This is a genomic window from Rhodobacter sp. SGA-6-6 (assembly GCF_011043545.1).
Lineage (GTDB): Bacteria > Pseudomonadota > Alphaproteobacteria > Rhodobacterales > Rhodobacteraceae > Pseudogemmobacter.
Genome location: NZ_JAAKGP010000001.1, coordinates 131,910 through 153,622 on the forward strand (window position 1 = coordinate 131,910; position 21,713 = coordinate 153,622).

Annotated in this window: 20 protein-coding genes; 10 read left to right on the plus strand and 10 right to left on the minus strand. The window is 69.1% G+C overall.

Annotated elements, in window-relative coordinates:
- Positions 1-195 precede the first annotated feature (195 nt).
- Positions 196-3,699 carry a DNA polymerase III subunit alpha gene (gene dnaE / locus G5B31_RS00615; protein ID WP_165012772.1) on the plus strand — a complete coding sequence of 1,168 codons (3,504 nt, stop codon included), beginning with the start codon at positions 196-198 and terminating at the stop codon, positions 3,697-3,699.
- A gap of 298 nt (positions 3,700-3,997) precedes the next feature.
- On the opposite strand, the gene G5B31_RS00620 is transcribed toward dnaE, so the two are convergent.
- A complete protein-coding gene (locus G5B31_RS00620; RefSeq protein ID WP_165012774.1) occupies positions 3,998-4,198 on the minus strand; it encodes a SlyX family protein in 201 nt (66 codons plus the stop codon).
- Between the two features lie 70 nt (positions 4,199-4,268).
- On the opposite strand from G5B31_RS00620, the gene hisS reads away from it, so the two are divergent.
- Genes hisS through hisG form a run of 3 tightly spaced genes read left to right on the plus strand, consistent with a single transcriptional unit; the run spans position 4,269 to position 7,533 of the window.
- Positions 4,269-5,738: a histidine--tRNA ligase gene (hisS, locus tag G5B31_RS00625; protein WP_165012776.1), complete on the plus strand. Its 1,470-nt coding sequence runs from the start codon at positions 4,269-4,271 to the stop codon at positions 5,736-5,738.
- Positions 5,735-6,829 (plus strand): ATP phosphoribosyltransferase regulatory subunit, encoded by a 1,095-nt coding sequence (locus G5B31_RS00630; RefSeq protein WP_165012778.1) that lies wholly within the window; start codon positions 5,735-5,737, stop codon positions 6,827-6,829. The genes hisS and G5B31_RS00630 overlap by 4 nt, the downstream gene beginning before the upstream one ends.
- Positions 6,826-7,533 (plus strand): ATP phosphoribosyltransferase, encoded by a 708-nt coding sequence (hisG, locus tag G5B31_RS00635; RefSeq protein WP_165013717.1) that lies wholly within the window; start codon positions 6,826-6,828, stop codon positions 7,531-7,533. Before G5B31_RS00630 ends, hisG begins: the two co-directional genes overlap by 4 nt.
- 60 nt (positions 7,534-7,593) lie before the next feature.
- Here the strand turns inward: hisG and G5B31_RS00640 are convergent, their stop codons facing one another.
- The 8 genes from G5B31_RS00640 to G5B31_RS00675 form a co-directional block, all read right to left on the minus strand.
- Positions 7,594-8,034, minus strand: coding sequence for a molybdenum cofactor biosynthesis protein MoaE (locus G5B31_RS00640; RefSeq protein WP_165012780.1), 441 nt, complete (start codon positions 8,032-8,034; stop codon positions 7,594-7,596).
- Between the two features lies 1 nt (position 8,035).
- Complete coding sequence (moaD, locus tag G5B31_RS00645; RefSeq protein ID WP_165012782.1) at positions 8,036-8,284, minus strand: molybdopterin converting factor subunit 1; 249 nt, start codon at positions 8,282-8,284, stop codon at positions 8,036-8,038.
- Positions 8,281-8,943: a CDP-diacylglycerol--glycerol-3-phosphate 3-phosphatidyltransferase gene (gene pgsA, locus G5B31_RS00650; RefSeq protein ID WP_165012784.1), complete on the minus strand. Its 663-nt coding sequence runs from the start codon at positions 8,941-8,943 to the stop codon at positions 8,281-8,283. The genes moaD and pgsA overlap by 4 nt, the downstream gene beginning before the upstream one ends.
- Before the next feature lie 341 nt (positions 8,944-9,284).
- A complete protein-coding gene (locus G5B31_RS00655; protein WP_165012786.1) occupies positions 9,285-10,535 on the minus strand; it encodes a PAS domain-containing protein in 1,251 nt (416 codons plus the stop codon).
- A gap of 66 nt (positions 10,536-10,601) precedes the next feature.
- Positions 10,602-12,455, minus strand: coding sequence for an excinuclease ABC subunit UvrC (gene uvrC / locus G5B31_RS00660; RefSeq protein ID WP_165012788.1), 1,854 nt, complete (start codon positions 12,453-12,455; stop codon positions 10,602-10,604).
- Positions 12,456-12,789: 334 nt separating this feature from the next.
- Positions 12,790-13,563 carry an SDR family oxidoreductase gene (locus G5B31_RS00665; protein ID WP_165012790.1) on the minus strand — a complete coding sequence of 258 codons (774 nt, stop codon included), beginning with the start codon at positions 13,561-13,563 and terminating at the stop codon, positions 12,790-12,792.
- Positions 13,560-13,730, minus strand: a complete 171-nt coding sequence (locus G5B31_RS00670) for a hypothetical protein (RefSeq protein WP_165012792.1) — start codon at positions 13,728-13,730, stop codon at positions 13,560-13,562. Before G5B31_RS00670 ends, G5B31_RS00665 begins: the two co-directional genes overlap by 4 nt.
- A gap of 4 nt (positions 13,731-13,734) precedes the next feature.
- Entirely contained in the window at positions 13,735-14,526 is a 792-nt protein-coding gene (locus G5B31_RS00675) for a S49 family peptidase (protein ID WP_165012794.1), read from the minus strand.
- 109 nt (positions 14,527-14,635) lie between these two features.
- On the opposite strand from G5B31_RS00675, the gene G5B31_RS00680 reads away from it, so the two are divergent.
- The 6 genes from G5B31_RS00680 (at position 14,636) to G5B31_RS00705 (ending at position 21,494) form a co-directional block, all read left to right on the plus strand.
- Positions 14,636-15,526 carry a LysR family transcriptional regulator gene (locus G5B31_RS00680; RefSeq protein ID WP_165012796.1) on the plus strand — a complete coding sequence of 297 codons (891 nt, stop codon included), beginning with the start codon at positions 14,636-14,638 and terminating at the stop codon, positions 15,524-15,526.
- Positions 15,527-15,616: 90 nt separating this feature from the next.
- Positions 15,617-16,078 carry a formate dehydrogenase subunit gamma gene (locus G5B31_RS00685; protein WP_165012798.1) on the plus strand — a complete coding sequence of 154 codons (462 nt, stop codon included), beginning with the start codon at positions 15,617-15,619 and terminating at the stop codon, positions 16,076-16,078.
- Complete coding sequence (locus tag G5B31_RS00690; RefSeq protein WP_165012799.1) at positions 16,075-17,580, plus strand: NADH-quinone oxidoreductase subunit NuoF; 1,506 nt, start codon at positions 16,075-16,077, stop codon at positions 17,578-17,580. The genes G5B31_RS00685 and G5B31_RS00690 overlap by 4 nt, the downstream gene beginning before the upstream one ends.
- Positions 17,577-20,471: a formate dehydrogenase subunit alpha gene (gene fdhF, locus G5B31_RS00695; RefSeq protein ID WP_165012801.1), complete on the plus strand. Its 2,895-nt coding sequence runs from the start codon at positions 17,577-17,579 to the stop codon at positions 20,469-20,471. The genes G5B31_RS00690 and fdhF overlap by 4 nt, the downstream gene beginning before the upstream one ends.
- Positions 20,468-21,283 carry a formate dehydrogenase accessory sulfurtransferase FdhD gene (gene fdhD / locus G5B31_RS00700; protein WP_165012803.1) on the plus strand — a complete coding sequence of 272 codons (816 nt, stop codon included), beginning with the start codon at positions 20,468-20,470 and terminating at the stop codon, positions 21,281-21,283. Before fdhF ends, fdhD begins: the two co-directional genes overlap by 4 nt.
- Complete coding sequence (locus tag G5B31_RS00705; protein ID WP_165012805.1) at positions 21,264-21,494, plus strand: formate dehydrogenase subunit delta; 231 nt, start codon at positions 21,264-21,266, stop codon at positions 21,492-21,494. Before fdhD ends, G5B31_RS00705 begins: the two co-directional genes overlap by 20 nt.
- On the opposite strand, the gene G5B31_RS00710 is transcribed toward G5B31_RS00705, so the two are convergent.
- Positions 21,472-21,693 (minus strand): hypothetical protein, encoded by a 222-nt coding sequence (locus tag G5B31_RS00710; protein WP_165012807.1) that lies wholly within the window; start codon positions 21,691-21,693, stop codon positions 21,472-21,474. The genes G5B31_RS00705 and G5B31_RS00710 overlap by 23 nt on opposite strands.
- Between the last annotated feature and the right edge of the window lie 20 nt (positions 21,694-21,713).

A 21,713-nucleotide genomic window follows, 5' to 3' on the forward strand; every position in this document is an offset into this window, starting at 1 on the left:
AGGGCATTCTGCATGGCCGCCCGATGCGGCGTAAAGCGGGCCATGCGCCCTTTATCGTTGCCTCCATCAAGGCCCCGGGGGCGATTCAAGGCAAGCGGAATTTTATTCCACGGGCGCGAAGCACTTTTGCCCTTTGCCTGAAAGTCGCCCCCTGCACGACTTGCCCTCAACCGCCCCGGCCCCTACCCTGTTCCCATGTCCGGCGCGCCCCGATTCATCCACCTCCGCACCCATACCGAGCACAGCCTTCTGGAAGGCGCGGTGCCGGTGAAGAAGCTGGTCAAGATGGCCGCGGCGTTGAACATGCCCGCCATCGCCGTCACCGACACCAACAACATGTTCTGCGCGCTGGAATTTTCCAGCCACGCCAAGGATGCCGGCGTCCAGCCCATCGTCGGCTGCCAGCTTTCGCTGGCCCACGACCCGGCCGCGCCGGGCGAGAAGCCGCGCCTGCCGGCGCCGGTGGTGCTGCTGGCGCAGTCCGAGCCGGGCTACATGAACCTGATGAAGCTGAACTCCTGCCTCTACCTGCGGGGCGACGGCCAGCTTCCCCATGTCACGCCCGAGGAACTGGAGACCCATGCCGAGGGCCTGATCTGCCTGACCGGCGGCCCGGAAGGCCCGGTCGGCCGGCTGCTGCACGCCGGCCAGTTGCCCAAGGCCCGCGCCCTGCTGGAACGCCTCGCCGCCGCCTATCCCAACCGGCTTTACGTCGAACTGCAGCGCCACCCCGGCGAGGGCGGCCGCCTGCCCGAGGCCGAGGCCGCCACCGAGCGCCCGCTGATCGAACTGGCCTACGAGATGGGCCTGCCGCTGGTCGCCACCAACGACGTCTATTTCCCGAAAGCCGAGATGTTCGAGGCCCACGATGCGCTGCTTTGCATCGCCGAGGGCGCCTATGTCGACCAGATGGAGCCGCGCCGCCGGCTGACCCCGCAGCACTACTTCAAGTCCGAAGCCGAGATGTGCGCGCTTTTCGCCGACCTGCCAGAGGCGCTGGAGAACACGGTGGAGATCGCGAAGCGCTGCGCCTTCATGGCCGGGAAGCGCAAGCCGATCCTGCCCGTCTTCGCCGAGAACGAGGTCGAGGAACTGCGCCGCCAGGCCTGGGAGGGGCTGGAACGGCGGCTGGCGGTGATCGAGCTTGCCGCCCCGCGCGAGGATTACGAGGAACGGCTGCGGTTCGAGATCGGCATCATCGAGAAGATGGGCTTCCCCGGCTACTTCCTGATCGTGTCCGACTTCATCAAATGGGCCAAGGACCAGGGCATCCCGGTCGGCCCCGGCCGCGGATCCGGCGCGGGGTCGCTGGTGGCCTATGCCCTGCTGATCACCGACCTCGATCCCCTCCGCTATGCCCTGCTGTTCGAGCGCTTCCTGAACCCCGAGCGGGTCTCGATGCCCGACTTTGACATCGACTTCTGCATGGACCGCCGCGAAGAGGTGATCCGCTACGTGCAGGAGAAATACGGCCGCGACCGGGTGGCGCAGATCATCACCTTCGGCGGCCTGATGTCCAAGGCGGCGGTGCGCGACGTGGGCCGGGTGCTGCAACTCTCCTACGGCCAGGTCGACCGGCTGTCGAAGATGATCCCGATGGAGGGGGTGAAGCCGGTCTCGATCACCAAGGCACTGGCCGACGAGCCGCGGCTGCGCGAGGCCGCGAAGGAAGAAGTCGTCGGGCGTCTGCTTGGGTATGCCGAGCAGATCGAGGGGCTTTACCGCTCGGCAGGCACCCATGCCGCCGGCGTGGTCATCGGCGACCGGCCGCTGGACCAGCTGGTGCCGCTCTACCGCGACCCGCGCTCGGACATGCCGGCCACCCAGTTCAACATGAAATGGGTGGAAGCCGCCGGGCTGGTGAAGTTCGACTTCCTCGGCCTGAAGACCCTGACGGTGATCCAGGAGGCGATCCGCCTGATCCTGAAATCCGGGCGTCCGCTGCATGTGGCGCAGGACGGCCGCACCCTCTACGACCCGAAGCCGGGGGCCGAGAACGACATCGGCCATATCCCCTTGGACGACAAGGCCAGCTACGAGCTTTACTCCGCCGCCCGCACCGTCGCCGTGTTCCAGGTGGAAAGCTCGGGGATGATGGACGCGCTGCGGAGGATGAAGCCGACCTGCATCGAGGACATCGTGGCGCTGGTGGCGCTGTATCGCCCCGGCCCGATGGAGAACATCCCCACCTATTGCGAGGTGAAGAACGGCCTCCGCCCGATCGAGTCGATCCACCCCACCATCGACCATATCCTGGCCGAGACCCAGGGCATCATCGTCTATCAGGAACAGGTGATGCAGATCGCCCAGGTGATGGCGGGCTATTCGCTCGGCGGCGCCGACCTGTTGCGCCGCGCCATGGGCAAGAAGATCGCCGAGGAGATGGCGAAGGAGCGGCCGAAGTTCATCGAGGGCTGCACCAAGACCCACGCCATCGACCCGAAGAAATCCGGCGAGGTCTTCGACCTCTTGGAGAAATTCGCCAACTACGGCTTCAACAAGTCCCACGCCGCCGCCTATGCCGTAGTCAGCTACCAGACCGCCTGGCTGAAGGCGAACCACCCGGTCGAATTCATGGCCGGGGTGATGAACTGCGACATCCACCTGACCGACAAGCTGGCGATCTACAAGCGCGAGCTGGACAAGCTGGAGATCGAGACGGTCCCGCCCTGCATCAACCGCTCCCTCGCCACCTTCGACGCCCGCGACGGCAAGGTGGTCTACGGCCTGGGCGCGCTGAAGAACGTCGGCGTCGAGGCGATGCGGCTGATCGTCGAGGCGCGTCAGGTGGACGGGCGCGAGAAGCCCTTCGCCACCCTGTTCGACTTCGCCCGCCGGGTGGACCTGAAGCGGATCGGCAAGCGCCCCTTGGAGATGCTGGCCCGCGCCGGCGCCTTCGACCAGCTCGACCCCAACCGCGCCCGGGTGTTCGAGGCTTTGGACGCCCTTGTGGCCTATTCCGCCGCCATCCACGACGCCCGCGCCTCCGACCAGGTGTCGCTGTTCGGCGACAGCGGCACCGACATCCCCGAGCCCCGCCTGCCCTGGCGCGACGACTGGCTGCCGGTGGAGCGGCTGGGCAACGAACACCTGGCGGTCGGCTTCTACCTGTCGGGCCACCCGCTGGACGACTACATGTCGGCACTGAGGCGCAAGGGCGTGAAGACCCTGGCCGAAGTCACCAACGCGGTGCTGGCCAAGGGCTCGCCCAGCGTCGAGAAGCTGGCGGGCTCGGTCTCTGCCCGGCAGGAGCGGAAGTCGGCCAAGGGCAACCGCTTCGCCTTCGTCTCGCTGTCCGACCCGACAGGGCTTTACGAGGTCACCGTCTTCTCCGACGTCCTGGAAGCCTGCCGCGAGTTCCTGGAGCCGGGCCGCAACGTCGTCCTCACCGTCCGCGCCGACCCGGACGGCGAGGGGGTGAAGCTGCTGGCCAATGCCGTCTCTCCCATCGACGCGGTGGCCGAGCAGGCCGGGGCGCAGCCGATCCGCATCCACCTGAACCGGGCGGAGGCGATCCCTTCCCTCGCCGCGCTGCTGTCCAAGGTCGAAGGCCGCACCCGTGCGCAAGTCACCCTCTGCGTCCCCGACGACCAAGGCCGCGAGGTGGACCTGCTGCTGCCGCAGCCCTATCCGGTGACCCCGCAAATCCGCGGCGCGATCAAGGCGATGCAGGGGGTGGTGATGGTGGAGGAGGTGTAGAGGGCGCCGGCATTCCGCACCGGAACCGCCGCGGTCTGTCCGGGCGGGAGCAGGCGAGGCACTGCCTCGCCCCCGCCCGCGCGGGCGGGTTCACCCGGAAACAGAAGGTGACACGGGACACGGGAGGCCAGCGCCCGACCGGGCGGGCGAGAAGCGCCCGCCGAGGGGCGGGCGGGCGCTGGCCGGGCCTTGAGGCCCGGCCGGACAAGGGGAAGCGTTGCGAGATGGCGAAGGCGATGGCCTTCGCCACGGGAAGCGGCAGGGCAGCACGGAAATGTCGTCCCGCAGGCCCCGCACCTTACCAATGCGGCGGCTTCACGTTCGCCGCCGGCCCCTCGCCCTGCAGCGCCTCTTCCTCGGCCGCACGTTCCATCAGCAGGCGCACCCGGCGTTCCAGCACCTCGATCTCGCGCGCCTGGCGGGCGGCCACGTCGGACAGGTCCTCCACCGCCCGCATCAGATGCGCGACCTTCTCCTCCAGCACCTCGACCCGATCCATCGCCACCCCCGCTTGCCCGCACGAGGCCCATCCGCTACAGGAAGCGCCGACCGATGCAAGGGTTCCCTCCATGTCGACCGGAAAAATCCGCCGTCCCCGCGCCGAGACGCCCAAGGGCTTTCGCGATTATTTCGGCGCCGAAGTCACCGAGCGCAAGGCGATGCTGGACCGCATCGCCGAGGTCTATCACCGCTACGGCTTCGACCCGCTGGAAACCTCGGCGGTGGAGACGGTGGAGGCGCTCGGCAAGTTCCTGCCCGACGTGGACCGCCCGAACGAAGGCGTCTTCGCCTGGCAGGACGAGGACCAGGACTGGCTGGCGCTGCGCTACGACCTGACCGCCCCGCTGGCGCGGGTGGCGGCGCAGTATCGCAACGACCTGCCGTCGCCCTATCGCCGCTATGCCATGGGTCCGGTCTGGCGCAACGAGAAGCCGGGGCCGGGGCGGTTCCGGCAGTTCTACCAATGCGATGCGGATACGGTGGGGTCCGGCTCGGTCGCGGCGGATGCGGAAATCTGCGCCATGCTGGCGGATGTGTTCGAGACCCTCGGCCTCGGCGGCGACTATGTGGTCAAGGTCAACAACCGCAAGGTGCTGAACGGGGTGATGGAGGTCGCCGGTCTGGCCGGCGACGACAGGGAGGCCGAGCGCGGCATCGTGCTCCGCGCCATCGACAAGATCGACCGGCTGGGCGAGGACGGCGTGCGGGCGCTTCTCGGCGAGGGCCGCAGGGACGAGAGCGGCGACTTCACCAAGGGCGCCGGGCTGTCGGCGGAGCAGGCCGGGGTGGTGATGGGCTTCACCTCCGCCAAACGCGCAACCGGGGCCGAGACCTGCGCCCGGCTGCGCGAACTGGTCGGCGCATCGGCCGTGGGCGCCGAGGGCGTGGCGGAGCTGGAAACCATCGCGGCGCTGCTGGAGGCGCAGGGCTACGGTTCCGACCGGATCGTGCTGGATCCGGGCGTCGTCCGCGGCCTCGGCTACTATACCGGGCCGGTGTTCGAGGCGGAGCTGACCTTCGAGATCCTCGACGACAAGGGCCGCAAGCGGCAGTTCGGCTCGGTCGCCGGCGGCGGGCGCTATGACGGGCTGGTCAAGCGCTTCACCGGGCAGGACGTGCCGGCCACCGGCATCTCCATCGGGATCGACCGGCTCCTGGCCGCGCTGCGGGCCAAGGGGCGCAGCACCGGCGATACCGCCGGGCCGGTGGTGGTGACGGTGATGGACCGCGACCGGATGGCCGATTACATGGCGATGGTCGGCGAATTGCGCGCCGCCGGGCTGCGGGCCGAGGTCTATCTGGGCAACCCGAAGAACTTCGGCAACCAGCTGAAATATGCCGACAAGCGGCAGTCGCCGGTGGCGGTGATCCAGGGCTGGGACGAGGCCGGCAAGGGCAGCGTGATCCTGAAGGACCTGATCCTCGGCGCCAGGATCGCCGAAAGCGCCACGCTGGAGGAATGGAAGGACCGTCCCGCCCAGGTGGAAGTGCCGCGGGCCGATCTGGTCGCCGAAGTGCGGAAGATGCTGGGCAAATGACGCCGAAAGCCGCCACAAGGGCCGAGGCGGAGCGGCTGCACGCCGCCTTCCTGACCGCGGGTGCGGTGGCGGTGGAGGCCGACATCCTGCTGCCCGCCGGCACCCTGCTGGACCTCTATGGCGAGGACATCCGCGCCCGCGCCTATGTCACCGCCGACCCGCTGAACGGCGAGATGATGCTGCGGCCGGACTTCACCGTGCCGGTGGTGCAGGCGCATATGTCCGGCGGGGCGGAGCCGGCGCGCTATGCCTATATGGGCGAGGTGTTCCGGCGGCAGGAGCATCTGGACGGCCGCGCGCGGGAATACATGCAGGTCGGCTACGAGGTCTTCGACCGCGACGCCACCGCCGCCGATGCCGAGGTCTTCGCGCTGTTCAAGGGGGTGCTGGCGGGGATGGACCTGCGCCCCGCCACCGGCGACATCGGCATCCTGATGGCCGCCGTGCGCGGGCTGTCCACCACCGAGCGGCGCAAGGCCGCGCTCCTGCGGCACATCTGGCGGCCGCAACGGTTCCGCGCCCTGCTGGACCGTTTCGCCGGCCGCGCGCCGATGCCCCCCGCCCGCGCCGCCCTGCTGGAGCGGCTGCGCTCCGGCAGCCCCGAGGCGCTGATCGAGGCCGCCGGCCCGCTGGTCGGCCTGCGCAGCCCCGAGGACATCGCCGCCCGGGCCGAGGCGCTGATCGAGGACGCCAAAGCGCCCGCCATCGCCGCGCCCGAGGCCGCGCTGCTTTACGACCTGCTGTCGCTGGAGGCCCCGGCGCAGGCCGCCCTGGCCCACCTGCGCGGGATCGCGCCGCTGCTGCCGGCCATCGGCCCGGCGGTGGAGGCCTTCGCGGCAAGGCTCGACGCGCTGGCGGCGCGGGGGATCGACGTGGCGGCGCTGCCCTTCGAGGCCAGCCACGGCCGCACCACGCTGGAATATTACGACGGCTTCGTCTTCTCCTTCCACGGGCCGAAGGGGATGCCCCCCGTCGCCTCGGGCGGGCGCTACGACGCGCTGACCGCCGTCCTCGGCGCCGGCCGGTCCATCCCCGCCGTGGGCGGGATCGTCCGGCCGGGGCTGGTGGCGCGGCTGAAGGGGGCCATCTGATGCTGAAGATCGGGGTGCCCTCGAAGGGCCGGCTGATGGAGAAGTGCTTCGACTGGTTCGGCGCCCGCGGCGTGACCATGGCGCGCACCGGCAACGAGCGGGAATATTCCGGCGCGGTGGACGGGATCGCGGGGGTGGAGCTGGTGCTGCTGTCGGCCGGGGAAATCCCGCGCGAGCTGGCGGCGGGGCGGGTGCATCTGGGCGTGACCGGCTCCGATCTGGTGCGGGACAAGCTGGCGGACTGGTCGGCGCAGGTGCTGGACTGGGCGCCGATGGGCTTCGGCCATGCCGATCTGGTGATCGCAGTGCCGGCGGGCTGGATCGACGTGGACACGCTGGACGACCTGGACGCGGCGGCGGCGGCGTTCCGGGCCGCGCATGGCCACCGGCTGCGGATCGCCACCAAATACCACCGGCTGGTGCGCGAGTTCCTGACCGCGAACGGGGTGGCCGACTATGCGCTGGTCGACAGCCAGGGCGCGACCGAGGGCACGGTGAAGAACCTGACGGCGGAAGCCATCGCCGACATCACCTCGACCGGCGAGACGCTGCGGGCGAACCACCTGAAGATCCTGTCGGACGGGCTGATCCACCAGAGCCAGGCGGTGCTGTTCCTGTCGCGCGCGGCGGGTTGGGGCGCGGCGGAGCAAGCGGCATTGGCAGAACTGGCCGGACGGCTGGGGCTGGCGGTGCCGGAGGTCTGACCGCTCGTCGATGCCCTTCGGGCACTCCTCGCGACGACTAGCCGAAGGCGAAGGAGGAGCTTACCAGCGGGTCAGCGCATCCTCGTCGCTGTCCTTCGCCGCCACCCATTCCGCGCCGCCCGGGCCGATCTCCTTCTTCCAGAACGGCGCGCGGGATTTCAGCCAGTCCATCAGGAACTCGGCCGCGGCGAAGGCCTCGCCCCGGTGCGGGGCGGCGGTGGCGACCATCATGATCGGCTCGCCCGGCACCAGCCGGCCGTGGCGATGGATCACCAGCGCGTCCAAGAGCGGCCAGCGGCCGGCGGCCTTGTCCAGCATGGCGGCGATGGCGCGTTCGGTCATGCCGGGGTAATGCTCGATCTCCATCGCGGCGATGCGGCCGCCGTCGCCGCGCACCAGGCCGGTGAAGGTGACGATGGCGCCCGCCTCTGCCACCCCGGCGGCGAAAGCCGTGGCCTCGGCGCCCGGATCGAAGGGCGCGGTCTGGACCGCGACCCGCATCCTAGCCCCCGGTCATCGGCGGGAAGAAGGCGACCTCGCGCACCCCCGCCAGCGGCGCGTTGAAGGCGGCAAGCTCCTGATCCAGCGCCACCCGCAGGGCGGTAAGGTCGGCGAAGGCCAGCGCATAGCGCTCTTCCCGCGCGCGCAACTCCTCGACCAGCGCCGCCACGGTGGGGGCCGCGGTCTCCACCTTCTCGCGCGGCAGGCCGATGCGTTCGCGCACCCAGGCGAAATAGAGCACCTCGATCATCGCTCGTCCCGCAGATAGGGCATCGCCTTGCGGAAATATTCCCAGCCGGTCAGCGCGGTCAGGATCCCGGCCAGCCAGAGCAGGCCGATCCCCACCAGATTGGCATAGGAGGCGCAGTCGCGGTTGCCGCAGGTGCGGATCGCCTCGGCCTGCCCCGCGGCGACCGCCTCGATATGCTGCTCGGGCGTCATCCCCTCCAGCGCCAGCACGTTCAGGTATTCCAGCCCGGTGCCGAGGAACAGCACCGCGATGGCGACCATCTGGGCGGTGGTCTTCCACTTGGCCAGCCTGGTCACCTTCAGCTGCACCCGCGGGCCGAGGTATTCGCGCAGGCCGGAAACGCAGACCTCGCGGAACAGGATCACGGTGGCGGGAAGGATCAGCCAGGGATTCATGCCGTTGTAGCCGGTGATGACCATGATGGCGATCACCACCATCGCCTTGTCGGCGATCGGGTCCAGCATGGCGCCGAACTTCGACTCCTGCTTCCACAGCCGGGCGAGGTAGCCATCGAACCAGTCGGTGATCGCGGCGCCGACGAAAAGCGCCAGGGCGAACCAGTCCGCCCAGGGACGGTGGAAATAGAGGAACATGATGGCAACGCCCGGGGCGGCCAGCAACCTCAGGACCGTCAGCGTGTTCGGGATCGTCCAGGTCATGCCGCATTGGTAGCCCACCCCCGACCGGGGGGGAAGGGGGCATCGCCGCCGCAGGGCAGCATGGCCGGCGGCGTGTTCCGCTGCTGCCGGCGGGGGACCGGAAACGCTGCGATGACAGGCGCGGACGGAGAACCGGGGACCGGCGGCCGGTGCGCGCAGTTGCTGACCGGAGCCGGGGATGCCGGGGCGCTGCAAGAACCGTTGCGGGCGGAGGACCGGGACAAGCTCGTCCACCGGAAGAAAGGACGCCTTGCGGACTGGGAAATCCTCGGCCCGGGGTCAGCAGTTGCGCCCGACGGGAGAAGCGGCATCGCCGCCGCAGAAAGGCATGACCGTCGGCGCTACTCCGCCGCCACCGGCAGGGTGCCGGGGCGTTGCAGCAGCGACAGTTGCAGGTGGATGGCCGAGGTCAGGTCGGTCAGGACCTTCAGCCCTTCGGAAATCCCGCCCTGCACCGCGTCGATCCGGTCGATGGTGGCGGACATCGCGGCCTCGGACAGCAGGTCGCGGCGGCTTTCGACCCGGCCGAGGATGCGGATCGTGTCCAGCCCCAGCACCATCCGCCGCACCTCGCCGGAGGCCGCGCTGAGGTCGGCGGCCACCCGCCCCGCCTGTGCCAGCGCCTCCTGCGCCTGCCGGATGCAGCAGGCCGCCACCTCGCGCAGGATGCCGTCCTCGGCCCGGCGTTCCTCTGCGTCCAGCGCGCGGTCCTCCTCGTTGCCGCGGGCCACGACTTCGGCCTGCAACCGGGCGCAATGGGTGAGGACGAGGCTGCACCGCACCCCCGCGGCCATGCGGGCGGAGAGGTTGGACTCGCCGAGGACGAAGCTGGAGAGCCTGCGGGCGATCTCGTCCGAGGCGGTCTTGTAGTTCATCGAGATCTGGCTGATCGGGCCGCCCTGCGGCTCCAGCCGGGCGGCGATCAGGCGCATGTTCACCGGCAGCAGCATCAGCGCCGAGAATTGCTGCACCAGCGCGGTCTGCACCTGCTGCACCTCGGACAGCAGCGCCAGCAACCGGGCGAGGTGTTCGCCGTCGGCATCGTCCTGCCGGGCCAGCGCCAGGTTGCGGGCGCGCATCTCCTCGGCCAGCGCCCGGGCCATGAATTCCATGTAGCTGGCGAAACCCAGCTGCGCCAAGCGGGTCAGCAGGGCGGCGGCGGAGGCTTCCGGCGACAGCGCCTCGGCCTTCTCGCGCCGGCGCAGGGCGGCATATTCCTCGCGCAGGATGGCGAAAAGCGGCGAGGCGGCGCGGATGCGGATCGAGAAGAAGCCGCCGGCGCAGGAGATGGCGCAGGCCAGCACCCAGTAGAAGCCGCCGTCCCGGCTGCGGTTGCGGACATAGCCGACCGCCGGTTCGCCCGCCTTCAACAGCGACCAGAACAGGTGGAAGAAGCCGCGCGGCATGTCGGGGTGGCGGACGATCTTGTGCGGCGCGCCGCGCAGTTCGGCCAGGTCGTAGCCCGCCAGCGCCCGGAACAGGGTGTTGGCCGAGAGGATCAGACCGTTGGGATTGGTCCGCGAATAGATCAGCCCGTCGGCCGGGACCGGGATTTCAGGACCGGAAGCCTGTCTGTCAGGGGGGCGGTGCATGGCAGGGCCTGCTGCTGGAACGGCCCCGGTCTGCCATGGCAGCGGTTCAGAAACCGTTACCCGCCGTCAGTCGCGGTGGAAAAAGTTGTAGACGGTCTCGGCCATCGCCTCGGAGATGCCGTCCACCGCCATCAGGTCCGGCAGCGCCGCGCGGGCCACCGCCTTGGCCGAGCCGAAATGCGCCAAGAGCGCGCGCTTGCGCGCCGCGCCGACGCCGGGGATTTCGTCCAGCGGCGTGGCGCCCACGGCCTTGGCCCGCTTCGCCCGGTGGAAGCCGTTGGCCCAGCGGTGCGCCTCGTCGCGCAGGCGCTGGATGAAGTAGAGGACGGGGTCATTCCGTTGCAGCGCGAAGGGGGCCTCGCCGGGGCGGTGGAATTCCTCTTTCCCGGCGTCGCGGTCGATGCCCTTGGCGACGCCGACCACGGGAATGTCGTCCACCCCCATCTCGGCCAGGATTTCCGCCACCGCCGAGACCTGCCCGGCGCCGCCGTCGATCAGCAGCAGGTCGGGCCAGGCCTCGGTCCTGCGGTCCGGGTCTTCCTTCAAGAGCCGGTCGAAGCGGCGCGACAGCACCTCCTTCATCATGCCGAAGTCGTCGCTGTTCGCCCCCGCCTCGCTGCGGATGTTGAACTTACGGTATTGCGACTTGACGAAGCCCTCCGGCCCCGCAACCACCATGCCGCCCACCGGGTCCGAGCCCTGGATATGGGCGTTGTCGTAGATTTCGATCCGCTGCGGCGGGCCGTCCAGCCCGAAAGCCTCGGCCAGCCCCTGCAGCAGCCTGTTCTGCGTCGCGCCCTCGGCCATGCGGCGAGCGAGGCTTTCGCGGGCATTGCGGGCGGCGTTCTCGACCAGCTCGGCCTTCTCGCCGCGCAGGGGAACCGCCAGCTCCACCTTGCGGCCGGCCCGGTCGGACAGGGCCTGGGTGACCAGATCGGGGTTTTCCACCGGATGCGACAGCAGGATCAGCCGGGGCGGGTCCTTGTCGTCGTAGAACTGGGTCAGGAAGGCTTCGAGGATTTCCGGCTCCTCGGCGCCGGAGCCGGTGCGGGGGTAGAAGTCGCGGTTGCCCCAGCTCTGGTTGGCGCGGATGAAGAAGACCTGCACGCAGGCCTGGCCGTGATCCAGGTGCAGGGCGATCACGTCGGCCTCGGTCACGCCGCGGGGGTTGATGCCCTGCGCCGATTGCACCGCCGTCAGCGCGCGGATGCGGTCGCGCAGCGCCGCCGCCCGCTCGAACTCCATCGCCGCGCTGGCCTCGGCCATGGCCTTGGCCAGATCGGCCTGCACGGTGGTGGACTTGCCGGACAGGAAGCGTTCGGCATCGGCAACCAGCCCGGCATACTCCACCTCGGAGATCCGGCCGACGCAGGGGGCGGAGCAGCGCTTGATCTGGAACTGCAGGCAGGGCCGGGTGCGGCTTTCGAACATCGGGTCGCTGCAGTTGCGCAAGAGGAACACCTTCTGCAACTGGTTCAGCGTCCGGTTCACCGCGCCGGCGCTGGCGAAGGGGCCGAAATAGCTGCCCTTCTCTTTCTTCGCGCCGCGGTGCTTCTTGATCTGCGGGAAGGGATGCTCCTTGCCGATCAGGATGTTCGGGAAGCTCTTGTCGTCCCGCATCAGCACGTTGTAGCGCGGCTTCAGCTGCTTGATCAGGTTCTGTTCCAGCAGCAGCGCCTCGACCTCGGTGCGCGTGGTCAGGAACATCATCGAGCAGGTCTCGGCGATCATCCGCTGGATGCGCAGCGAATGGCCGGTGGGCCGGGCGTAGCTGGAAACGCGCGCCTTCAGGTTGCGCGCCTTGCCGACGTAAAGCACCTCCGACGCCGCATTCAGCATCCGGTAGACGCCGGGCGAGGCGTCCAGCGTGCGCAGGTGATCGGCGATCACCTCGTGTCCGGTGCGGGGCTTTTCGGTCATGCGGAAAGGTCGGTTTCGGATGCTGCGATTCTGGCGGCTGGCTGCAATGAACCATGGCCGGGGGCAAGAGGAAAGCTGTCCACCGTTTCTGTGGATAACCCTGCGGAGAAGATTTGCCGACCGCAGGATTCTCGTTGTTTTCGGCTGGATTCCGTGATCTGCCTAAATTTTAGGCAGATATGCAACCGAATGATTTTCAACGAAAGATTCTTTACCGATTGGCAAACGCTTGAGAAATCAGGCCTTTTCGTAACAGCCATGTGAAGCGCGGGGCCAAGGTGGACAACTTTGCCGCACCCCTTGGCGGCGCGGGTCCTGGCGGCGCCCCCGGGGGCTATTCGGGGCCGAGCACGTCGGGCGTCCGCCAGCCCAGGTGCTGCCCCCCATCCACCGCGATCATCTGCCCGGTGACCGAGGGGCTGTCGAGGAAGAACCCCAGGGCGGCCGTCACATCGGCGGGGTTCGCGCCGCGGTTCAGGATGGTATTGGCGCGCTGGCGGGAGAAGTGGCTTTCGGACTGCCGGGCGCCCTGCATCGTCGGGCCGGGGCCGATGGCATTGACTCGGATGTGCGGCGCCAGCCCCTGCGCCGCGGTGCGGGTCAGTGCCCAGAGGCCCATCTTGGCGATGGTATAGGTCGAGAACTCCGGCGTCGGCTTCCACACCCGCTGGTCCAGCATGTTGACGATCAGCCCCTTCGCCAGCGGCTCGCCGGCCTCGTCGGGTTCGGCGGGCGGGCATTGGCGGGCGAAGTGCTGGATCAGCACATAAGGCGCGCGCAGGTTGGATTCCATATGCCGGTCCCAGCCGCGGCGGGTAGAGGTGTCGATCCGGTCGTATTCGAAGATCGAGGCGTTGTTGACCAGCACCGTCAGCGGGCCGAGGTCGTCGGTGGCGCGGGGGACGAGGGTCTCCACCTGCGCCTCGTCCAGCAGGTCGGCCTTCAGCGTCACGGCGCGGCGGCCGAGGGCGCGGATGTCGCGGGCGACCTCCTCGGCCTCGTCCTGCGAGGTGGCGAAATGGATCGCCACGTCATGGCCGCGCTGCGCGAGATACAGCGCCATGGCACGGCCCAGCCTGCGCCCCGCCCCGGTAACCAGCGCCGTCATGCCTTGCCCTTGCAACTGCAGGACTTGCCGATCAGCGGCCGGCCGCAGTCGGGGCAACGCCCCCGGCGGCGGGTCATCCGCGGCAGGGCGGAGGGGAACAGCAGCTTGCCGATCATGCCGACCAGCACCATCGCCAGCAGGAAGACGAGGATGATCTTGACCAGCATCCCTTCAAAGCCCGTATCGCGCCCAGAGGGCCCGATCTTCCACCGCGCCCAGCGTGCTGTCCACCACCGAAAGCCCCATCCGCTGCAGGAACCCGCGGCGCGGGCCGTAGGACACCAGCCGGACCTTCGGCCCGAAAAGCTCCATCAGCTTCGGCTTCAGATGGGCGATGCCATCGACCAGACCCAGGAAGGCGGCCTCGTCCCCCAGCCAGATGTCGGCGTTGAAGAAGTCCTTGCCCGGCGCCAGCCTGTCGGCCCGGCGCGACTGCACCTGGTCGATGAAGATCTGGTGCATCGGCGTCAGCAGGGCGCGGATGCGGGCGATGTCCTCTTCGGTCTGCGGGCGGAAGGGATCGGCGAAGCTCTTCGACTTGCCGGCGGTTTCCACCCGCCGCTCGATGCCATGGCGGGCCAGGAACTCGGGGAAGCCGAAGCCGGCATGGATCACGCCGATGGAGCCGATGATCGAGGCGCGGTCGGCCCAGATGTGATCGGCGGCGGTGGCGAGCCAGTAGCCGCCCGAGGCGGCGATGTCCTCGACGAAGGCATGGACCGGGACGCGCTTTTCTTCGGACAGCCGGCGGATGCGGGCGGAGATCAGGCTGGACTGCGCCGGCGACCCGCCGGGCGAGTTGATCGCCAGCGCCACCGCCGCGGGTTTCGACCGGAAGGCCTTCTCGATCAGCGGCGCCAGCGCGGCATCGCTGAGGTTGCGGGGGCCGGTGCCGATGGTGCCGTGGAGCCGGATCACCGGCACGGTGGCGGGCTTCGGCAGGAAGGGGATAAGGTGCCTCATGCGCGACAGGTAAGCCCTTGGCCCCGCCGCGGCAAGCAATCCCTGATTCTCGCCGAAAATCAGGGCGTCCGGCTTGCCCCGCCGCGCCCGGCGGGGCAGGCTGGCGGCCATGATCGACAAGCTGGAGATGTTCATCGCCCTTGCGCGCGAGCGTCACTTCGGACGCGCGGCGGAATCCTGCGGGGTGACGCAGCCCTCGCTGTCCTCGGCCATCCGCCAGCTGGAGGATCAGCTGGGCGTGCAGCTGGTGTTCCGCGGCAGCCGCTTCCAGGGCCTGACGCCGGAGGGGCAGCGGGTGCTGGACCGGGCGCAGAAGATCGTCGCCGATGCCCGGGCGCTGCGCGACGAGATGCGGTCGGTCCGCGCCGGCCTGTCGGGCAACCTGCGGCTGGGGGTGATCCCCACCGCCCTGCCGATGGTGGCCGAGTTGACCGGCCCCTTCACCGCCCGCCATCCGAACGTCAAGGTCACCGTGCTGTCGCGCACCAGCGTGGAGATCCTGGCCCAGATCGAGTCGCTGGAGCTGGACGCCGGGGTGACCTATCTGGACAACGAGCCGCTCGGCCGGGTGCTGCAGGTGCCGCTCTATACCGAGTTCTACCGCTTCCTCTGCGCCCCCGGCACCCCGCTGTCCGGGCGCAGCAGCGTGACCTGGGCAGAGACGGCCGAGCAGCCCCTGTGCCTGCTGACCGGCGACATGCAGAACCGCCGCATCCTGAACCAGCATCTGGGCGAGGCCGGGGCGCAGACGGCGGCGCAGATCGAATCGAACTCGACCATCGCATTGATTTCCCATGTGATGACCGGACGTTGGGCCTCGATCGTGCCGATGCGGCTGGCGCGGCTTTTCGCCGAGACCGGGCGGCTGGTGGCGGTGCCCATCGTCGATCCCGAGGCCGAGCATGTCGTCGGCCTGATCGCCGCCCGCCGCGACCCGCAGACGCCGGTGCTGTCGGCTTTGATCGACGAAGCGTCGCGAGGGATGCGGCGTTACTCCTGATAGGACTTTCCTATCAATCAACGGCATATTGGGATTGAATTTCCTATCGTTCGGCCCCATCCTTGGGAGAGCTAGCTAAAGGCCGCCCGCATGTTGGATTCCCTCGACCTCGAAACCCGCGTCCGCGAGATCCTCGATGCCCATCGGGGCATGGAAGGTCCGCTGCTGCCCATCCTCCACGCCGTGCAGGAGGCTTTCGGCCATGTGCCCGAGGCCGCGCTGCCGATCATCGCGGCGGACCTGAACATCTCGAAGGCCGAGGCCCATGGGGTGATGACCTTCTACCACGATTTCCGCGCCCGCCCCGCCGGGCGGCATGTGCTGAAGCTGTGCCGGGCCGAGGCCTGCCAGTCGATGGGCGCCGATGCGCTGGCCGATCAGGTGAAGGCCAAGCTGGGGCTGGACTGGCACGAGACCAGCCGCGACGGCGCGGTCACGCTGGAGCCGGTGTTCTGCCTCGGCCTCTGCGCCTGCGGCCCCTCGGCGATGGTGGACGGCAAGCTGGTCGGCCGGGCGACGGCCGAGGCTCTGGTGGCGAAGGTGACGGCATGAAGGTCTGGCTCCCCCTCGATTCCGCCGCGGTCGCGCTTGGCGCCGACGAAGTGGCCGCCGCCCTGCAGGCCGAGGCCGCGCATCGCGGCGTGGCGCTGGAACTGGTGCGCAACGGCAGCCGCGGCATGGTCTGGCTGGAACCGCTGGCCGAGGTGGACATCGGCGGCGTGCGCTTCGGCTTCGGCCCGATGACGGTGGCCGATGTGCCCAGCCTGTTCGGCGACCTGGCGGCGCATCCGAAGGCGCTCGGCGTGGTCGAGAACCTGCCCTGGATGAAGGCGCAGACCCGGCTGACCTTCGCCCGCTGCGGCGTGATCGACCCGCTGTCGCTGGCGGATTACCGGGCCCATGGCGGCCTGGCGGGGCTGGAGCGGGCCAAGGGCATGACCAAGGCCGAGATCGTGGCCGAGGTCACCGAGTCCGGCCTGCGCGGCCGCGGCGGCGCGGGCTTCCCCACCGGCATCAAGTGGAAGACTGTCTCCGAGGCGCCGGGGGCGCAGAAATACATCGTCTGCAACGCCGACGAGGGCGACAGCGCCACCTTCGCCGACCGGATGCTGATGGAGGGCGACCCCTTCACCCTGATCGAGGGCATGGCCATCGCCGGCCTCGCCTGCGGGGCGACCAGGGGCTATGTCTACATCCGCAGCGAATATCCCGTCGCCATCGACATCATGGAACGGGCGGTCAGGATCGCCCGGGCGGAAGGCGTGCTCGGCCCGGTCTTCGACATGGAGATCCGCACCGGCGCCGGCGCCTATGTCTGCGGCGAGGAGACCAGCCTGCTGAACAGCCTGGAAGGCAAGCGCGGGGTGGTGCGGGCCAAGCCGCCGCTGCCGGCGCTGCAGGGCTTCATGGGCCGGCCGACGGTGGTCAACAACGTCATCTCGCTGGCCTCAGTGCCGGTGATCCTGGCCAAGGGGGCGGCGCATTACAAGGACTTCGGCCTCGGCCGGTCGCGCGGCACCATCCCGCTGCAGATCGCCGGCAACGTCAAGCACGGCGGGCTTTACGAGGTGGCCTTCGGCCTGACCCTGGGCGAAATCGTCGACCAGATCGGCGGCGGCACGGCATCCGGCCGTCCGGTGAAGGCGGTGCAGGTGGGCGGCCCGCTGGGCGCCTATTTCCCGCGCGCGCTGTTCGACACCCCCTTCGGCTACGAGGAATTCGGGGCCAAGGACGGGCTGATCGGCCATGCCGGGCTGACCGTCTTCGACGACACCGCCGACATGCTGGCGATGGCGCGCTTCGCCATGGAGTTCTGCGCCATCGAATCTTGCGGCAAATGCACCCCCTGCCGGATCGGATCCACCCGCGGGGTGGAGACGCTGGACCGCATCGCCCGCGGCGACGCCGCGGCGCTGCCGGTGCTGACCGACCTGTGCAACACCATGAAGCTGGGCTCGCTCTGCGCCCTCGGGGGGTTCACGCCCTATCCGGTGATGAGCGCCCTGACCCATTTCCCCGATGACTTCGCCCGCGCGAAGGAGGCCGCCGAATGAAAGACTTCATCATCCCCGACGACCGCGATTTCGGCACCCCCGCCTCGAAATCGAAAACCATGGTCACGCTGACCATCGACGGCTTCGACGTGACGGTGCCGGAAGGCACCAGCATCATGCGCGCCGCCGCCGAGCTGGGGATCAGCGTTCCCAAGCTGTGCGCCAGCGACAACCTGGAAGCCTTCGGCTCCTGCCGGCTCTGCCTGGTGGAGATCGAGGGGCGCAACGGCACCCCCGCCTCCTGCACCACCCCGGTGGCGCCCGGGATCAAGGTCAAGACCCAGACCGGCAAGCTGAAAGAGCTGCGCAAGGGGGTGATGGAGCTTTACATCTCCGACCACCCGCTGGACTGCCTGACCTGCGGCGCCAACGGCGACTGCGAGCTGCAGGACATGGCCGGCGCCGTCGGCCTGCGCGACGTGCGCTACGAGGCGCCGCCGGAAGGCCGCCTCGCCAACCACTTCGCCCCGCGCGAGACCAGCGGCCTGGCCAACCCGGAATGGCTGCCCAAGGACGACTCGAATCCCTATTTCACCTTCGAGCCGTCGAAGTGCATCGTCTGCAACCGCTGCGTCCGCGCCTGCGAGGAAGTGCAGGGCACCTTCGCGCTGACCATCGAGGGCCGCGGCTGGGACAGCCGGGTCCATGCCGGCGCGGCGACCGACAATTTCCTGACCTCGGACTGCGTGTCCTGCGGCGCCTGCGTGCAGGCCTGCCCGACCGGCACCCTGAACGAGAAGTCGGTGATCGACATCGGCACCCCGGAACATTCGGTGCTGACGACCTGCGCCTATTGCGGCGTCGGCTGCCAGTTCAAGGCCGAGATGCGCGGCGACGAACTGGTGCGGATGATCCCCTACAAGCACGGCAAGGCCAACCACGGCCACAGCTGCGTCAAGGGCCGCTTCGCCTATGGCTATGCCGCCCACAAGGACCGCATCCTGAATCCGATGATCCGCGCCTCGATCAACGATCCGTGGCAGGAAGTCACCTGGGACGAGGCGCTGACCTATGCCGCCGACCGGATGAAGGCGCTTCAGGAGAAATACGGCCGCCAGTCGATCGGCGTCATCACCTCCAGCCGCTGCACCAACGAGGAAACCTACCTGGTGCAGAAGCTGACCCGGGCGGTGTTCCGCAACAACAACACCGACACCTGCGCCCGCGTCTGCCATTCGCCCACCGGCTATGGCCTGGGCCAGACCTTCGGCACCTCGGCCGGCACCCAGGACTTCGACTCGGTCGAGCATTGCGATGTCGCCCTGGTCATCGGCGCCAACCCGCATTCGGCCCACCCGGTCTTCGGCAGCCGCCTGAAGAAGCGGCTGCGCCATGGCGCCAAGCTGATCCTGGTCGACCCGCGCCGGACCGAGATGTATGAGGGCCCGCATTACAAGGCCGCCCACCATCTGGCGCTGAAGCCCGGCACCAACGTCGCCATCCTGACGGCGCTGGCGCATGTGATCGTGACCGAGAAGCTTTACGACGAAGCGTTCATCCGCACCCGCTGCGACTGGGACGAATTCCAGGACTACATGGATTTCGTCGCCGAAGAGCGCCACTCGCCCGAGGCGGTGGAAGCCTTCACCGGCGTTCCGGCGGCAGAGGTGCGCGGCGCGGCCCGGCTCTATGCCACCGGCGGCAATGCAGCGATCTACTACGGCCTCGGCGTGACCGAGCATTCGCAGGGCTCCACCGCCGTCATCGCCATCGCCAACCTCGCCATGCTGACCGGCAACATCGGCCGGCCGGGCGTGGGGGTGAACCCGCTGCGCGGCCAGAACAACGTGCAGGGCTCCTGCGACATGGGGTCCTTCCCGCACGAGCTGCCGGGCTACCGCCACGTCAAGAACCCCGAGGTCCGCGCGATCTACGAAAAGGCCTGGGGCGTCGAGATCGACCCCGAGCCCGGCCTGCGCATCCCGAACATGCTGGATGCGGCCGTGGAGGGCACCTTCAAGGGCCTCTACTGCCAAGGCGAGGACATCCTGCAATCCGACCCCGACACCAAGCATGTCGCCGCCGGCCTTGCCGCGATGGAATGCGTGATCGTCCACGACATCTTCCTGAACGAGACGGCGAACTACGCGCATGTGTTCTTCCCCGGCTCGACCTTCCTGGAGAAGGACGGCACCTTCACCAACGCCGAGCGCCGCATCAACATGGTGCGCAAGGTGATGGCGCCGCGGGCGCAATACGCCGACTGGGAAGTGACCCAGATGTTCGCGAACGCCATGGGCGCGGACTGGAACTACACTCACCCCAGCCAGATCATGGACGAGATCGCCATGACCACGCCGTCCTTCGCCGGCGTGACCTACGAGCGGATCGAGACCCTGGGCTCGGTCCAGTGGCCCTGCAACGAGAAGGCGCCGGAAGGCACGCCGCTGGTCCATGTCGATGGCTTCGTGCGCGGCAAGGGCAAGTTCATCCGCACCGAATACGTGGCGACGGACGAGAAGGTCGGCCCGCGCTTCCCGCTGTTGCTGACCACCGGGCGGATCCTCAGCCAGTATAACGTCGGCGCGCAGACCCGGCGCACCGCGAACGTGGTCTGGCACGACCAGGACGTGCTGGAGATCCACCCCCACGACGCCGAGGACCGCGGCATCCGTCAGGGTGACTGGGTGCGGCTGGCCAGCCGCTCCGGCGAAACCACGCTGCGGGCCGAGATCACCGACAAGGTGTCGCCCGGCGTGGTCTACACCACCTTCCACCACCCCGACACCCAGGCCAACGTCATCACCACCGACTTCAGCGATTGGGCGACCAACTGCCCGGAATACAAGGTGACGGCGGTGCAGGTGGCGCCCTCCAACGGGCCCTCGGAATGGCAGGAGGAATACAACGCCCAGGCGGCCCTGTCGCGGCGTATCCTGGCGGCGGAATGAAGGGCGCGAGGGCCACGCCCCGGCTGGCCTTCGGTCCCGCTCCGGTGGCCGGCGAACGGGTTTTGCCCGTGGAAACCGCCGTGGCGCTGTCCTTCAACGGCTCCACCCAGGCGGTGATGATGGCGACGCCCTCGGACCTCGAGGACTTCGCCCATGGCTTCGCCCTGACCGAGGGGATCGCCTCGCCCGAGGAGATCCAGTCGGTCGAGGTGGTCGAGGCCGGCACCGGCATCGACGTGCAGACATGGCTGGCGCCCGCGGCCGAGGCCCGGCTGGCCGCCCGGCGGCGGACCATGGCCGGCCCGGTCGGCTGCGGCCTTTGCGGCATCGATTCCATCGGCCAGGCGCTGCGCGAGCCGGACCCGGTGCCGCATGGGGGCTTGGGGATGACGCCGGCGCAGGTGATGGCCGCGGTGGCCGCGCTGCCGCAGGGCCAGCCGCTGCACGACCTCACCCGCTCCGCCCATTGCGCCGGTTTCTGGACCGGCGGCGCGCTGGTGGCCACGCGCGAGGATGTCGGCCGCCACAACGCGCTGGACAAGCTGGCCGGATGGGCCCTGCGTTCGGGCGCGGCGACCGACCGGGGCGCGGTGGTGCTGACCAGCCGCGTCTCCATCGACCTGGTGCAGAAGGTGGCGGCGATGCGCTGCGGCATCCTGATCGCCGTCTCTGCCCCCACCGCCGATGCCGTTGCCCTGGCCGACCGCGCCGGGATCACCCTGATCGCCATGGCCCGACCCGACAGGTTCGAGGCCTTCACCCATACCGACCGAATCGTGACGGAGCCTGCCCATGTCGGCCAACACCGCTGAAAAGATCATCCGCATGGCCAACCAGATCGCCATGTTCATGGAAACCAAGCCGCATGAAGAGGGCTTGGCCGGCCTCGCCAACCATATCAACGACTTCTGGGAACCGCGGATGCGCACGCAGCTTTTCGCGCTGCTGGATCAGGGCGGCGCCGGCCTGCGCCCGCTGGTGATCGAGGCGGCGGGGCGGATCAGGCGCCCTCAGGCGGCCTGACCCGGTTCCAGCGTGCCGGATCGCTGCGGCGCGCCAGTTTCAGATAGGTGAAGACCCCGGTGAACAGCCCCGCCGCGGCCAGGATCATGGCCGTGGTGATCTGCGCGCTGTCCTCCACCCCGGCGGAGAGGGCGAGGTAGCCGAAGGCCCAGAATCCGGCCCAGCTGATGACGCAGGTTATTGCGATCAGTTTGTTCATGTGTCGTCCCGTTGCGGCGC